We start from the raw sequence: 13,669 nt of genomic DNA on the forward strand, positions 1-13,669 counted from the left end.
GTGACAGGCACCACTCGTGGACACTGTCCACCCCATATGGACACTTTATATAAGTAAATGAGGCAGGATGTTACTCCTGTTTCTTTTTGTTGTGCAGGTCATGTTATAATTAGACTGAATATTATGATTAATTTAACGTAAAGGAGTGGGCTTAGGATGAGTTTGACTTCGCATGAAATGGAGACGAGGGGTAAGAATACGTATAGTTTTGATGAGTTTGTCATAAAACGTGAGAATCTGGACTGGTATCGTGATGAACCATTTTTGCAAAAGGCTGTGAAGAAGTTTACGGGAACCCAGTTTGAACAGGTACACGATAAGATCCTCGCATTTTCACCGAGGGTGTCTTCCAAATGGAATACATTAGCTGAACGGAATGCGAGACCAGAGGCTCGCCCTTATATGCTTCATTATGATGCGTTTAATCATCGAATTGACCGTATTGTCCGCCCGCTTGAAGTACATCAGTTAGAGAGTGAGGTGTTTAGAGAAGGGCTGTTTTCGACTAAGATGCCGCCATGGGAAAGCTTTGTGAAAAGGATGCTGACACACCAAATTGGTGAAGGCGGAGTAACCTGTCCATTAACCTGTACACATGGGTTAATTGCGCTCCTTGATCAATTTCCCAATCATGAAATACCGGAACTCCAAGAAATCTTACTACATACAAAAGAAGGGATAAATGGAGAGTTTGCAATTGGTGCTCAATTTATGACAGAGATTCAAGGCGGTTCAGACCTTCCTGCAAATGTTCTTGAAGCAGTACAGGATGGAAAAAACTATCGCCTATATGGAAATAAGTTTTTCTGCTCAGCAGCACATGCAGACTATTCAGTAGTGACTGCCAAAATATCAGGTACCAACAAGGTATCAACATTTATCGTTCCAGCATGGCTTCCAGGTGATAAGGAGAAGGAAAAACGCAACGGTTATCAAATTAATCGAATAAAATGGAAACTTGGTACGGCCGAACTGCCAACTGCCGAAATTCAGTATAATGGTGCACTTGCCTATCCAATCGGACCTAAGGATAGAGGAATTGCTGTTGCTGTGGGTATTGTTCTAACCTTGTCCCGATTAGAAATAGGAATTGCCTGCGCAGGATTTATGCTGCGGGCCTCGAGGGAAGCAAATCTCTATGGAGATTTCCGTACAGTCTTTGGTAAAAAGGTGAAGGATTATCCATTATCCGCTAGCAAACTAAGAAAAATTGAAAACGCAGCCAAAAGAACAACCGCAGGGGCATTTAAAATTTATGATCTCTTTTTACGCTTGGAAAAGCCTTTAAATCCAGGGATTCATTCGGAACATCCGATAGAAGTACGAAAAAGGCTGTTTAATTTACGGGAACTCGTCTTACTCCAAAAAATATGTGCGACAAATGAGGGAGCAGAAGTCCTTCGAGATGCGATATCCGTCTTTGCAGGTCATGGGGTAATGGAGGAATTCTCCTCGCTGCCAAGAATTTTCCGAGATGTGGTTGTCAATGAACAGTGGGAAGGCCCGCGTAATCTGCTTCTCACCCAAATTTATCGTGATCTTCAGAGAGTTGCAGATTGGTATTCTCCATCTGACTTTGTTCGAAATGTATTAGCAGGCGCACCCCATGAGATTATTGCAGAATTCTCAAAACAGCTGGAGGATTTACTCCAAAGACCAGTCCTTGGAGAGGTAAGTGAAGCCTCCATGAATGCGGCAGAGGAATGGGATACCTTTTGCGATTCCTTCTTTAAAGCATATCAGGAAGCAGCATTAGCAGAAATAGAATAGGGTATTTTGAGCCAGCTATTTGTCATCCACACAAATAGCTGGCTTAGTGTTTTTACTCTGTAAAAGAATAATATTGATTTTTTATAACCACTGTTGATTTTCGTTCCAGGCACGAAGACTCCTGCGGGAGAAGCGAGACAGGCGAGACCCCACAGACACGAAGTGTCGAGGAGGCTCGGCGGTCGCCCGCGGAAAGCGAAGTGACTGGAACGAAAATCAACAACCATGGAGCAATTTTAAAAAAAATAGGCAAACTAGTTATTGACCTTAACGTTGCGTAAAGGTGTATCGTTGTTTATGAGGAGATGATCACATGGAATATACAATACAAAAGCTAGCTAGTCTCGCAGGTGTCAGCACCCGGACACTCAGGTATTATGATGAAATTGGAATTCTTAAGCCGGCAAGAATTAATTCATCAGGATATCGGATCTATGGTCAGGAGGAAGTCAACACACTTCAGCAAATCTTATTTTATAGAGAGTTGGGGGTTGGTTTAGACAGCATCAAGGACATTGTAACAGCACCTTCCTTTGATGGGGCAAAGGCACTGCGGGAGCATCGTGAAAAACTCCTCGAAAAAAGAGAACAACTAGATTTATTAATTAGCAATGTCGATAAAACAATCGCACTCACGGAAGGGAGAATAACCATGTCTGATAAAGAGAAATTCGAGGGCTTTAAGAAAAAGATGGTGGAAGATAATGAGAAAAAGTACGGAAAAGAAATTCGTGAAAAATATGGCAAGGAGAAAGTTGAAGCCTCTAATGCAAAAGTCATGAACATGACACAGGAGCAATATGAAGAAGTGACAGCACTAGCTGAGCAGATTCACAATACACTTGCTGAAGCCTTTAAAACAGGAGACCCTGCAAGTGAACTCGCACAAAAGGCAGCTGATCTCCACAAACAATGGCTAACTTATTATTGGAAAGACTACAGTAAGGAAGCTCATGCAGGTCTAGCACAAATGTACGTGGATGATGAAAGATTTACCGCTTATTATGATAAAGAACAACCAGGTACCGCAGTCTTTCTAAGGGACGCAATTCATATATACACCGGAAAAAAAATCTAGCGGAAGGCTCACCCGTTTTGGGTGAGCTCTTTATATTTTAACAGTAATAAGTGTAGAATAAAGTAAGGAATAGATTTATATGAGTTTCCATGGAAAGGCGAAATTATGGCAGAAAAATACAGTTTAGAGATTTTAAGCAGGCCCGATCTATTTTATCAATTGATTAATAATATGACTGATTTAGTCTTTTTAACAAAAGTAAATCCTGATAAATCATTAAGCTATGTTGTCTTAAATGAACCTGCTAAAGACCTTTACGGATTAACAAATGAGTCCTTTGGCAAGCCGATACAGGAGGTTCTCCCCAAAAATGCTTATGATATTGTCAAGAGGAAGTACCACGAAGCAATGGAGAAAAAAAAGCCAATCAAATACGAAGATATGGTTAGGGTTTCGAATCCTCCTCAAAACAGTAAAAATGAAGTAATTTATTGGGAATCGACGATAACGCCTGTGTTTAATCAGGACGGTGAGTGTACCCATTTGTTAGCCATTGTTCGGAATCTAACAGAACAAAGAGAGAAAGAAAATGAAATACAAAGAATAAAAGAACGATTGGAGCTTGTTTGGAATAGTGTAGCAGATGTCATGTTTACATTTGATAAAAATGAAAATATTGTATCCGTTAACAGAGCATTTGAAAAATTATTAGGCTGGAGTGCAGAAGAGCTCGCAAAGGATAAGTCCATTAGTATTATCCCAGAAGAGGATAGGGAAGATATTAGAAAAATCATTGATAGAGTAAAAAGCGGCGAGACAGTGACTTCTCATGAGGTAAAACGAATAACAAAAAGTGGTGAAGTGATTTATTTTCTTGGCTCGTTTTCGCCTCTTTATGCTCAGAATGGTAATTGGGATGGAGGTGTAGTGGCATATAAAGACATCACGGAAAGAAAGAAATATGAAGATAAGTTAAAAGAGTTAGCTCTTCATGACCCATTAACGGGTTTTCCTAATAGAACTTACTTTTCACAATGTCTAAAAATAGAGATGGAAAAAGCAAAACGAACGAAAATGTTGCTTTCGGTATTTGCACTTGATATTGATCATTTTAAAGAAATAAATGATACTTATGGACATGACATTGGTGATGAGGTGTTGAAGGAATTTGCCAAGCGCGTGAAAAGCTCGATTAGAAAAAATGATTTCCTTGCTAGAATTGGAGGAGATGAATTTGTCATTCTAATACCCGAGTTGACAGAAAAGACAATGGTCATAGAAATAGCTGATAGAATCCATAAATCTCTCCGTGATGAATGGATTATTGCTAACGAAAAAGTAAAAATTACTTCAAGTATTGGAATTTCACTTTACAACCAATTGGATACAGAAGAGAAAACGCTTTTTAAAAATGCGGATCTTGCATTATATGAGGCGAAGAAAAAAGGGAGAAATAACTATCAAATTTATAATAATCCAAAAACCGGCTAAAGATGAATTGGCCGGTTTCTATTTTTTAAACAAGCTAACAAGATAATATTTGGTTATCGCTAGGTATTCTCTGCTGTATGACTTTGGAATGGCTACCGCTGGTGTTTTCGCAGGTATTCCTTGTAAATCCAAACCTTGATCTTTCGCAATGGATTTGGCTCGATAAAGATGAAAATCGTTCGTTACGAGCAATCCTATTTCAAGTTTATTCGGAATGAGTTTTTTTGAGAAGGTGATATTTTCAACTGTGTCTGTTGATTTATCTTCTAGTATTATTCTATCCTTGGAAATTCCATGTACAAGTAATCCTCTTTTTATCGATTCCGCCTCTGTTATATCTTCGCCTGGGCCTTGTCCACCTGATGCAATCGCAATGGTTTCTTTATTTTTCTTCATATATTCTGCTGCAGCATCTATCCGATTTTGAAGTGACAAAGAAGGTACTTCGCCTTTCACTCGAGCCCCTAGAATTATGATATAGTCAGCATGACTTGGTACCTCAGTATTTGTATGGTCCCTAATCTTCAAATGCAGGAACCCAAAATATAACAGCAGACTTAGTGTTAACAGCCCTGCTCCCCAAAATAAGATTTTCCTATTTCTCATAACATCTACCAATCCTTTAATCATTCTCATACTTCCTTTTATTTTACCATAGTTTCCCACTAGAGAGGATTCTGATAAATAAAGTGATAGGTTGAAACTTACCTATATATAGCAAAATTATGGGAATTTTTTTATAGTCCGTTGGCATACTAAACGAGACAAAGAGTAAAGGAGTTTGGCGTATGAACTTTTATCCATATGAAGAAGATTCACTGCTATTTTCAAAGAAATCAGCACGAAATGTTTTCATCGTTTTAGTGATTGTATTCTTTTCTGTCTATATTGGATCTGAACAATTTGGATATTTTGATATGGCCTTATACGGGTATTTATGGGCAACGATTCTATGCTTTGTACTGCTAACCATCAGAATCACCTCATGGACCTTGCGTCCTCCCACTAGAAGGCTATGGAAACAAGGGATTAAAATGATGTTTAGTGTTAAAGGCTTGGCGTTTGTCTTTAAAACTTTGTATACCAATATCGGAGAGCAGAGGTTTATTAGAAATCGGTCCGTATATCGCTGGGCGCAGCACATGTTCATTTCTTGGGGAGTTATTTTCTCATTTGCCATTACCTTTTCCCTTGTACTTAACTGGCTTCATTTTGAGTTAGTTGAACCTAAAACTTATGCAGCAGTGGTTTTTGGAATACCGTTATTTCGGATGGGTGTCGACTCACCTCTCGCAATAGCCATTTACCACGGTTTAAATTGGACAGGAATAGCTGTTATTATTGGCTGCGGGATGGCTCTGTATAGAAGAGTAACAGACGAAAAAAAGATTGTTGAGCAGTCAAAAGAATATGATTTCTTTCCACTCTTTCTACTAATAGCAATCTCAATAACTGGCTCCTTATTAACCGTTTCGGCGTTGTGGATGGAGGGTGCTTTCTACTTAGGTATTGCGCTTGCCCATCAAGTAACAGTCATCGTTTTTCTTTTATATTTTCCTTTCAGTAAGTTCTGGCATCTGCCGCTTCGATTTCTAGCAGTAATGGTTCCTATGTATCATGCAATGGGAGAACAGAAGGAATGTGCGCGCTGCGGTATAGAATATGCGACAGCTGTACAAATCAAGGATGTTCAATTGGCACTAGAAAAGAGACATCTATCGGTTCCGATTGATCACACAACACTTCATTTTTCAGACTTGTGTTCACAGTGCCGAAGAGTAAGTCACAGATTAGGAGCATATGGGGCAAAAGTTCATTTCCGCAAGGCAAATCTTGTTTTAGAGAGCAATCAGAAAAACGGACTTCAATTAAAGAAGGGAGGAGACCAGTAGATGGGTCATGCACAAAATAAAGATTACGCACAAAGAGATTATGATGCGATCCTGCGGGATGGCGAGGAATTGATTTCTACTCATTGCTGTTTCTGCGGCATGCAATGCGGGATGAACATCCGAGTCAACAAAGAAGATAAATCAGTCCTTGGTGTGGAGCCTAGATATGATTTTCCAATGAACGGCGGAAGGCTTTGTCCGAAGGGAGTTAGTGCTTACCGGCAGGCAGAGCATGTGGAACGGCTTAAGCAGCCGCTTATTCGAAAAAATGGAAAGCTTGAACCAGCAACTTGGGATGAAGCAATGGATTTGATTGTATCAAAAATTCAAGAAATTCAAGGCAAGTACGGTAAAGATGCCTTTGGAATTTATAGCGGCTCATCCATGACAAACGAGAAATGCTACTTAATGGGTAAATTCGCGCGGGTGGGTCTTGGAACTAAGAATATAGATTACAATGGACGTTATTGTATGTCATCAGCTTCTGTCGGCTTCAACCAAAGTATCGGGATTGATAGAGGCTCAACCAATCCTTGGTCTGACATCAAATTTGCGGATGTATTGTTGATAGCTGGCTCTAATACGGCTGAGTGTCATCCTTTATCGATGCCCTATATATGGGGGGCTAGAGATCGGGGTGCTAAATTAATCGTAGTTGATCCTAGACAAACAAAGACAGCCCTTGTAGCAGATGTACATCTAGATATTCGTCCAGGGACAGATGTGGCGCTAGCGAATGGCTTATTACATGTGATGATTGAAGAAGATTTAGTCGATCATGACTTTATTCAAAAGCATACAACTGGATTTGAAGAATTAAAGGAGCTTGTAAAGAAGTACACACCGGCACATGTTTCTGAGATTACCGGTGTGGCTGTGGACAAAATCATAACCGCCGCCAGGCTATTTGGCCAGGCAAAGAATGGTTTTGCGATGTTTGCCCGCGGAGTTGAACAGCATGCGACCGGTACGGACTCGGTTTCAAACTATGTAAATCTATGCTTAGTAACAGGAAAAATGGGTCGTAAAGGGTCAGGGGTTGCTACCTTTACTGGTCAGGGCAATGGGCAGGGCGGAAGAGAGCATGGTCAAAAAACAGATCAGCTGCCTGGGTTCAGAAAAATTACTGATCCGAAAGCACGTGAATATATCGCAGGTGTTTGGGGTGTTGATGAATCAGAAATTCCAGGTCCAGGATTATCAGCCTTTGAAATGCTTCAGGCGCTCGGAAAGGAAATTAAAGGATTGTTATTAATCTGCAGTAATCCAATTGTCTCTTCACCAACAGTTGGTGATGTGGGTGAGTATCTTAAAAGTTTAGACTTCTTTGTATGCATGGATTTCTTTTTATCGGAATCAGCAGAGCAGGCAGATGTTGTTCTCCCATCAACCGTTTGGATTGAAGACAATGGAACCATGACGAATGTTGAAGGCAGAGTGCTTCGAGTAAAAGGTATTGACCGTACACCTGGCGAAACCAAACGAGACTGGAAAGTCATTTGTGAAATTGCAGAAAGACTGGGGAAGGGTCAATACTTCCAGTTTAATTCTCCCGAGGAAATCTTTAATGAATTACGGGTTGCAAGTAAAGGCGGGACCGCAGATTATTACGGAATCACGTATGAAAAACTTGATAAAATGCAGGGCGTATTTTGGCCATGCCCAACAGAGGAATCGGAAGGGCTGCCAAGATTGTTTGAGGATTTAAAATTTAATTTCCCTGATGGAAAAGCAAGAATCTTAGCCTTTGAACATAAAGGGCCAAATGAGAAAACGAGTAAAGACTACCCGATTATCTTATCGACTGGACGAGTTGTGTTTCACTATTTAAGTGGAAATCAAACAAGGAGGATTGAGGCTCTGCGTAATTTCTGTCCAGATCCATATGTAGAAATTCATCCGAATTTAGCAAAAAAATATAATATTGAACATGGAGAATTCGTGAAAGTATCAAGCCCTAGGGGCAGTATCGAGCTTGCTGCCAGAATAACTAAGATTACCAGAGAGGACATGGTCTTTGTTCCTTATCATTGGGGTAAATCTTTAGCAATTAATCATTTGACGAACCCAGCGCTGGAACCAAAATCAAAAATACCAGAGTTTAAGGTTTGCGCGGTTAAGTTAGAAAAGATTGCCGCACAGGCAGGTGAAAAGCATGGCTAAGGTTTTATATATTGATTACGAAAGATGTATTGCCTGCCGGGCTTGTGTCATTGGCTGTGAGGAATGCAGCGGACATGATCATCTATCAAGGATGTTTGTGGATGAGTTAAATCCAGGTGAAACAGTAGCAGCCTCACCAACACCATGTATGCACTGTGTAACACCGGCATGTGCAGAGTCATGCCCAGTCCAGGCCATTTCAATCGCAGACGATGGAACAGTATTATCAGCGTCAATGGAAAAGTGCATTGGCTGTAAAAACTGTACCTACGCTTGCCCATTTGGTATTCCAAGAGTCGATGATGTGAAAAAAGTAATGTACAAATGTGATATGTGTTATGACAGAACCTCAAAAGGAAGACCGCCAATGTGCGCAAGTGTTTGTCCAACAGATACGATTCGTTTTGTGGATGAACATGAAATTAAAGCAGAACCACCAAAGGAAGTTCAGTTTAAGTGGGATTTCGGCGGAACAGTGATTGAAACTAGGACAGTCATTGGAATGCCTGATACAGAAACAAACAGATATGGATACAGAGAAGGCGATGGTGCTCAATCATGAAGAAAATAGAAGGATTTCTTCGGAAGTTGTCTTTTAATATCAGAAGGGATAAAGAATTAGAATTAAATAGAAGAGGTTTTATCGCCTCTTCCTTATCGCTAATGGGCGTATTATTTGTAAGTTCAACTCCTTTAATGGCGTTATCAAAAAATCGTGAAGAAGAGGCACATAAATCAGAGAAGTTTATCGTTAGGGAAAAAGATATAGCTGTGGGGCAGAGTGTCTCTTTTTATTATCCTGAAGAAAATGATTCTGCTATATTGGTCAGAATTTCAGAAAAGGAATATCGGGCATACAACAGTAAATGCACGCATTTAATGTGCCCTGTTTATTGGGAAAAGGATACGGGGAAGCTAACCTGCCCATGTCATAATGGATTCTTTAATGTGGAAGATGGTTCAGTTCTTGCAGGACCGCCGCCAAGGGGGCTTCCGTCCATTAAATTAAAATTTAAAGGTAAGAAAATCTACGCTGTTGGAATCACACAGGCTCAGCACTAGGAGGGTGTTTAATGAAAATGGCATGGTGGATTTTTATGAGTCTGCTGACTGTGCAAATTATCCTTATTCAGTATATGGTAGAGGAATATTTAGCAGGTCATTACGAAAATCTTCTATATTATGTACTGGCCTTAGGCTTTATGTTTGTTTTAACGCTGATCACGTATTTATTCTTTAGAAGAGTGGACAAGGTAATGGATCATTAAAGGAGGTCGGAAGAATTGCAAATGAATGATGAAAAAATAACTTCAGTCATAAAGGATTTCTTTCATAAAATTCATGCGGATGATTTGATGAGCAAATTTTTTAAAGATCATGACCAAGAAAGAATACAACATCACCCGCAAACATTTTTAGAGCACGGATTAGGTGAAGGGAAATATAGTAATGAACAGATAGCAGATGCCCATAAAGATATTCCAATCAACGATGAGCATTTTGAAGCAATGGTCGGAAATTTCATCGCTACACTAGATGAGCATGGGTTTAGTGCAGATGACAAACAAAAAATTCATGGGATCCTGCAAGGATACAAAGGAAATATAATAGGAAAGTAAAATGGTGGTGTCCCGTATTGGGGCACCACCATTTACTTATGCGATTGAATCCTGAACCTTGTCTGCTAATTCGTTGTATTTATCAAAGAGCAAGGACCCTCTTTTATAGATAGAAGGCTCATAATCATCTTCTTTTGGAGCTAAAATTGGCAGCTGGGCAATGAGGTTTGTCCCTAGTTTTGATGCTAGCTGCTCCGACCCGCCTTTACCGAACAGATAATACTTTTGTTCGAGCTCGGGAGGTTGAAAATATGCCATATTTTCGACAATACCTAAGATTGTATGATTATTATTTGCAGCCATTTTACCTGCTCTTTCTGCGACATGTGAGGCTGTTGGATGTGGAGTTGTGACCACAATCTGATTAGAGCTTGGAATCAGCCGATTGACATCCATCGCAACGTCACCCGTCCCAGGCGGCATATCAATGATGCAGTAATCCAGGGGGCCCCATATTACTTCATTGATAAATTGATTAATCACCTTTCCGAGCATAGGACCACGCCATACAACAGGATCATTATTTTTAACAATAAAGCCCATGGACATGATTTTTACCCCGTGAGATTCTACCGGAATGATTTTGTTATTCATTGACTTTGGACCAAAACTAATGTTCATCATGTTTGGAATACTGCTTCCATATATATCAAAATCAATTAATCCGACCGCTTTTCCCTGTCTGGCCAATGAAACAGCAAGGTTGGCTGAAACAGTTGATTTACCAACCCCGCCTTTACCTGAAATAACGGAAATTACTTTTCCAGATAGCATATTAACACCTCTTTTGTTTATAGACAATTTTTCATGGAACTATGAAGATACTCAATCCATGGCTCCCAATTATTAATCATGTATGCAGGCTCGCCATTTGATAGATAACCTAAAAAACTCTTAGAATCATCTACTATCACATCATTACCTTCGCGTAATCGAGAAATTAAGTCATGGATAATGATATATTCCTCTAACAATAATTCACTTGAATACTCAAGGTTAACTCGTTTATTGTCGATAAGGACATCGCCTAGTGCCTTGTCTGTGTTGTCTAGATAGATTTCATAATGGCAGTCAGTCCTTTTTTTCAGAAAAGGCAAGTCATATTTGGCAAGGTCAACTTCGCTATGAAAGGTTAATGTTGTAGTTAACAGTTTGCATACCTCCTTATCCTTCTCTAACAGTATTTACCATAAGCCCTCATAAAAAACATCTTTTTCAAGGAAGTTATGACATGCATAAAATATGCATAATAATTGCATGTTCATACAAATAACAATGAAAGCGTTTTCAAAAATTACGTTAAAAAAATTCAATAAAAACTGAAAATTGGGTATTTTTTTGGTTGAATAATTATTACTAAGTATGTATAATGATTCATTATGTAAGATACTTAGGAGTTGGAAAAAATGAGAGCTGCGATAATTGGTGGAACAGGATATGGAGCAATTGAGTTAATTCGGCTTATTAACAAGCATCCATATTTAGAGGTTGGTTCGGTTGTTTCCAACTCTCAAGCTGGTAATAACTTTAGCGAATCCTATCCGCACCTAACTAAAATTATTAATCAACCACTTGTAAGCTTTGATGTGGAAAGATTAGTAAAAGAGAATGATATTGTTTTTCTAGCAACTCCATCAGGTGTCAGCAGTAAAATGGCACCGGAGCTTGTAGATAAGGGTATTAAAGTGATCGACCTTTCAGGAGATTTCCGGCTGAGGTCGCAAAATGAATATGAAACCTGGTATAAGCATTCAGCACCAGAAGAGGAATATTTAACTAAGGCAGTTTATGGTTTGAGTGAGATATATGAAAAAGAAATTAAAAGCGCCGCGTTCATTGCGAATCCAGGCTGCTATCCAACTGCTGCAAGTCTAGGTCTGCTGCCAATTTTGAAAGCAAATCTTGCGGACTCTAAAACTATTATAATTGATGCAAAATCAGGCGTTTCCGGTGCCGGCAGGGGTCTTTCATTGACATCGCATTATGCAGAAATCAATGAAAACCTAAAAGCCTATAAGCTTGGGGCGCATCAACATATACCAGAAATCGAACAGGTACTGAGTGATGAGACTGGTGATTCTGTCACCATCACATTTACAACACATCTAGTACCGATGACGCGGGGAATTATGATTACCGCATATGTAAACTTAACGGAGAAACTATCAACGAATACAGTTAATGATTTATACAATAAATTTTATGAAAATCATCCTTTTGTAAGGGTTCGTCCAGCAGGGGCATATCCTTCAACAAAAGAAGTAAGCGGCAGCAACTATTGCGATATAGGATTGCATGTTGACCCGCGAACCAATCGGCTGACAATCATTTCAGTCATTGATAATTTAGTAAAAGGTGCTGCAGGGCAAGCAATACAGAATGCAAACATTATGAACGATTGGGATGTCAGGACGGGGCTTGATAGCATACCAATGTATCCATAATGAGATTTTACGAGTTACCAAGAATAAGGGGGAAATTAAATTGATGCCAGCTATATCAAATAAAGAGATTGTTGTATTAGAAGAAGGAAGTGTCACATTGCCGAAGGGGTTTACGGCAGGGGGCATGCATTGCGGGATAAAAAGGAAACGCCTTGATCTTGGTTATATCGTATCAGAAGTTCCAGCAGCGGTTGCTGGCGTGTATACAACAAACATTTTTCAAGCAGCACCCCTTTTGGTTACTCAGGAGAGTATAGCGAAAGAGAATAGAATTCAGGCTGTCATTGTCAATTCTGGAAATGCCAATGCTTGCACAGGGGAACAGGGATTGTTAGACGCATATGAAATGCAAAAGGGATTTGCAAATGAGCTAGGCATAGATGAGCACCTAGTTGCAGTAACATCCACTGGAGTCATTGGAGAATTGCTGCCAATGGAAAAGGTAACAGCTGGAATTAAACAAGTACTCAGTGCTGCTTATAAAAATGAACAAAACTTTAAACAAGCAATCTTAACAACGGATACTTGTATCAAACAGGTGGCAGTTCAAATAAAAGTTGATGGAAAAACGATTTCAATAGGCGGGGCAGCTAAGGGATCAGGAATGATTCATCCGAATATGGCAACCATGCTTGGCTTTATCACAACAGATGCTAATATTGCCCATGAAGATTTGCATGGTGCCCTAAAAGATATAACAAATCAAACCTTTAATATGATTACAGTCGATGGAGATACCAGTACAAATGATATGGTTTTGGTCATGGCAAACGGGTTAGCAGGCAATGACCAGCTGACGAAAGACCATCCAGACTGGGATATATTTAAAGCAGGCTTAAAGCTAGTGAGTGAAGAGCTTGCGAAAAAGATTGCCAGAGACGGTGAAGGTGCTACTAAGCTTGTTGAAGTTCAGGTGAACGGAGCATATAGTCATGAGGCTGCAAGAGCGGTTGGAAAATCAATTATCTCTTCTAATCTTGTAAAAACTGCTATCTACGGGACAGATCCAAACTGGGGAAGAATTGTTACAGCGATTGGCTATTCAGGAATACCGGTTGAGCCTAATGCATTGAAAGTAGCCATTGGCCCGTACAAAGTATTTGAAAATGGCTTACCAAGCCCGATTGTAGAAGAAGAGGTAAAAGAGTACTTAGAACTGGAAACTGTAAAAATTATTGTTGAACTAAACCAAGGTAATGAGAGTGCAACGGCATGGGGCTGCGATTTAACCTATGATTATGTGAAAATCAACGCATCCTACCGCACATAAGT

14 protein-coding genes are annotated in these 13,669 nt (G+C 39.7%); 11 read left to right on the forward strand and 3 right to left on the reverse strand.

Annotated elements, in window-relative coordinates; genetic code table 11:
• Positions 1–156 precede the first annotated feature (156 nt).
• The 3 genes from H0184_RS22635 to H0184_RS22645 all read left to right on the forward strand — a co-directional run bounded on the left by H0184_RS22635 (position 157) and on the right by H0184_RS22645 (position 4,279).
• Positions 157–1,770: an acyl-CoA dehydrogenase family protein gene (locus tag H0184_RS22635; protein WP_221828694.1), complete on the forward strand. Its 1,614-nt coding sequence runs from the start codon at positions 157–159 to the stop codon at positions 1,768–1,770.
• A gap of 313 nt (positions 1,771–2,083) precedes the next feature.
• Positions 2,084–2,848 carry a MerR family transcriptional regulator gene (locus H0184_RS22640; RefSeq protein WP_221828697.1) on the forward strand — a complete coding sequence of 255 codons (765 nt, stop codon included), beginning with the start codon at positions 2,084–2,086 and terminating at the stop codon, positions 2,846–2,848.
• Positions 2,849–2,953: 105 nt separating this feature from the next.
• The gene (locus H0184_RS22645; protein WP_221828699.1) at positions 2,954–4,279 is read left to right on the forward strand and encodes a sensor domain-containing diguanylate cyclase; all 1,326 of its coding nucleotides are present in this window, start codon (positions 2,954–2,956) and stop codon (positions 4,277–4,279) included.
• 18 nt (positions 4,280–4,297) lie between these two features.
• Here the strand turns inward: H0184_RS22645 and H0184_RS22650 are convergent, their stop codons facing one another.
• Entirely contained in the window at positions 4,298–4,885 is a 588-nt protein-coding gene (locus H0184_RS22650; RefSeq protein WP_221828808.1) for a YdcF family protein, read from the reverse strand.
• 182 nt (positions 4,886–5,067) lie between these two features.
• On the opposite strand from H0184_RS22650, the gene H0184_RS22655 reads away from it, so the two are divergent.
• Genes H0184_RS22655 through H0184_RS22680 form a run of 6 tightly spaced genes read left to right on the forward strand, consistent with a single transcriptional unit; the run spans position 5,068 to position 9,953 of the window.
• Complete coding sequence (locus tag H0184_RS22655) at positions 5,068–6,171, forward strand: MFS transporter (RefSeq protein ID WP_221828700.1); 1,104 nt, start codon at positions 5,068–5,070, stop codon at positions 6,169–6,171.
• Complete coding sequence (fdhF, locus tag H0184_RS22660) at positions 6,172–8,334, forward strand: formate dehydrogenase subunit alpha (RefSeq protein WP_221828702.1); 2,163 nt, start codon at positions 6,172–6,174, stop codon at positions 8,332–8,334. It abuts the gene before it with no gap.
• On the forward strand, positions 8,327–8,896 hold the full coding sequence (locus H0184_RS22665; protein ID WP_221828704.1) for a 4Fe-4S dicluster domain-containing protein: 570 nt from the start codon (positions 8,327–8,329) through the stop codon (positions 8,894–8,896). The genes fdhF and H0184_RS22665 overlap by 8 nt, the downstream gene beginning before the upstream one ends.
• On the forward strand, positions 8,893–9,396 hold the full coding sequence (locus H0184_RS22670) for a QcrA and Rieske domain-containing protein (RefSeq protein WP_221828706.1): 504 nt from the start codon (positions 8,893–8,895) through the stop codon (positions 9,394–9,396). Before H0184_RS22665 ends, H0184_RS22670 begins: the two co-directional genes overlap by 4 nt.
• A gap of 11 nt (positions 9,397–9,407) precedes the next feature.
• Positions 9,408–9,602: a hypothetical protein gene (locus tag H0184_RS22675; RefSeq protein ID WP_221828708.1), complete on the forward strand. Its 195-nt coding sequence runs from the start codon at positions 9,408–9,410 to the stop codon at positions 9,600–9,602.
• Between the two features lie 21 nt (positions 9,603–9,623).
• The gene (locus tag H0184_RS22680; protein WP_260631749.1) at positions 9,624–9,953 is read left to right on the forward strand and encodes a group I truncated hemoglobin; all 330 of its coding nucleotides are present in this window, start codon (positions 9,624–9,626) and stop codon (positions 9,951–9,953) included.
• 36 nt (positions 9,954–9,989) lie between these two features.
• Here H0184_RS22680 and H0184_RS22685 read toward each other — a convergent pair whose 3' ends face one another.
• Both H0184_RS22685 and H0184_RS22690 read right to left on the reverse strand, forming a co-directional pair.
• Positions 9,990–10,727 carry an Mrp/NBP35 family ATP-binding protein gene (locus H0184_RS22685; RefSeq protein WP_221828712.1) on the reverse strand — a complete coding sequence of 246 codons (738 nt, stop codon included), beginning with the start codon at positions 10,725–10,727 and terminating at the stop codon, positions 9,990–9,992.
• A gap of 17 nt (positions 10,728–10,744) precedes the next feature.
• Positions 10,745–11,050 (reverse strand): hypothetical protein, encoded by a 306-nt coding sequence (locus H0184_RS22690; RefSeq protein WP_221828714.1) that lies wholly within the window; start codon positions 11,048–11,050, stop codon positions 10,745–10,747.
• Between the two features lie 309 nt (positions 11,051–11,359).
• Between H0184_RS22690 and argC the strand changes: the two genes are divergently transcribed.
• Together argC and argJ are read left to right on the forward strand one after the other, a co-directional pair.
• Positions 11,360–12,397, forward strand: coding sequence for an N-acetyl-gamma-glutamyl-phosphate reductase (gene argC, locus H0184_RS22695; RefSeq protein WP_221828716.1), 1,038 nt, complete (start codon positions 11,360–11,362; stop codon positions 12,395–12,397).
• A gap of 43 nt (positions 12,398–12,440) precedes the next feature.
• Positions 12,441–13,667 (forward strand): bifunctional ornithine acetyltransferase/N-acetylglutamate synthase, encoded by a 1,227-nt coding sequence (argJ, locus tag H0184_RS22700; protein WP_221828810.1) that lies wholly within the window; start codon positions 12,441–12,443, stop codon positions 13,665–13,667.
• The last annotated feature ends 2 nt before the right edge of the window (positions 13,668–13,669 follow it).

Origin of the sequence: Neobacillus niacini, assembly GCF_019749295.1 — a bacterium.
Classification (GTDB): Bacteria; Bacillota; Bacilli; order Bacillales; family Cytobacillaceae; genus Neobacillus; species Neobacillus niacini_D.

Coding starts and splice junctions, on each gene's coding strand:
- H0184_RS22635 (WP_221828694.1), top strand. CDS start 157: ATGAGTTTGACTTCGCATGAAATGGAGACGAGGGGTAAGAATACGTAT.
- H0184_RS22640 (WP_221828697.1), top strand. CDS start 2,084: ATGGAATATACAATACAAAAGCTAGCTAGTCTCGCAGGTGTCAGCACC.
- H0184_RS22645 (WP_221828699.1), top strand. CDS start 2,954: ATGGCAGAAAAATACAGTTTAGAGATTTTAAGCAGGCCCGATCTATTT.
- H0184_RS22650 (WP_221828808.1), bottom strand. CDS start 4,885: ATGAGAAATAGGAAAATCTTATTTTGGGGAGCAGGGCTGTTAACACTA.
- H0184_RS22655 (WP_221828700.1), top strand. CDS start 5,068: ATGAACTTTTATCCATATGAAGAAGATTCACTGCTATTTTCAAAGAAA.
- fdhF (WP_221828702.1), top strand. CDS start 6,172: ATGGGTCATGCACAAAATAAAGATTACGCACAAAGAGATTATGATGCG.
- H0184_RS22665 (WP_221828704.1), top strand. CDS start 8,327: ATGGCTAAGGTTTTATATATTGATTACGAAAGATGTATTGCCTGCCGG.
- H0184_RS22670 (WP_221828706.1), top strand. CDS start 8,893: ATGAAGAAAATAGAAGGATTTCTTCGGAAGTTGTCTTTTAATATCAGA.
- H0184_RS22675 (WP_221828708.1), top strand. CDS start 9,408: ATGAAAATGGCATGGTGGATTTTTATGAGTCTGCTGACTGTGCAAATT.
- H0184_RS22680 (WP_260631749.1), top strand. CDS start 9,624: ATGAATGATGAAAAAATAACTTCAGTCATAAAGGATTTCTTTCATAAA.
- H0184_RS22685 (WP_221828712.1), bottom strand. CDS start 10,727: ATGCTATCTGGAAAAGTAATTTCCGTTATTTCAGGTAAAGGCGGGGTT.
- argC (WP_221828716.1), top strand. CDS start 11,360: ATGAGAGCTGCGATAATTGGTGGAACAGGATATGGAGCAATTGAGTTA.
- argJ (WP_221828810.1), top strand. CDS start 12,441: ATGCCAGCTATATCAAATAAAGAGATTGTTGTATTAGAAGAAGGAAGT.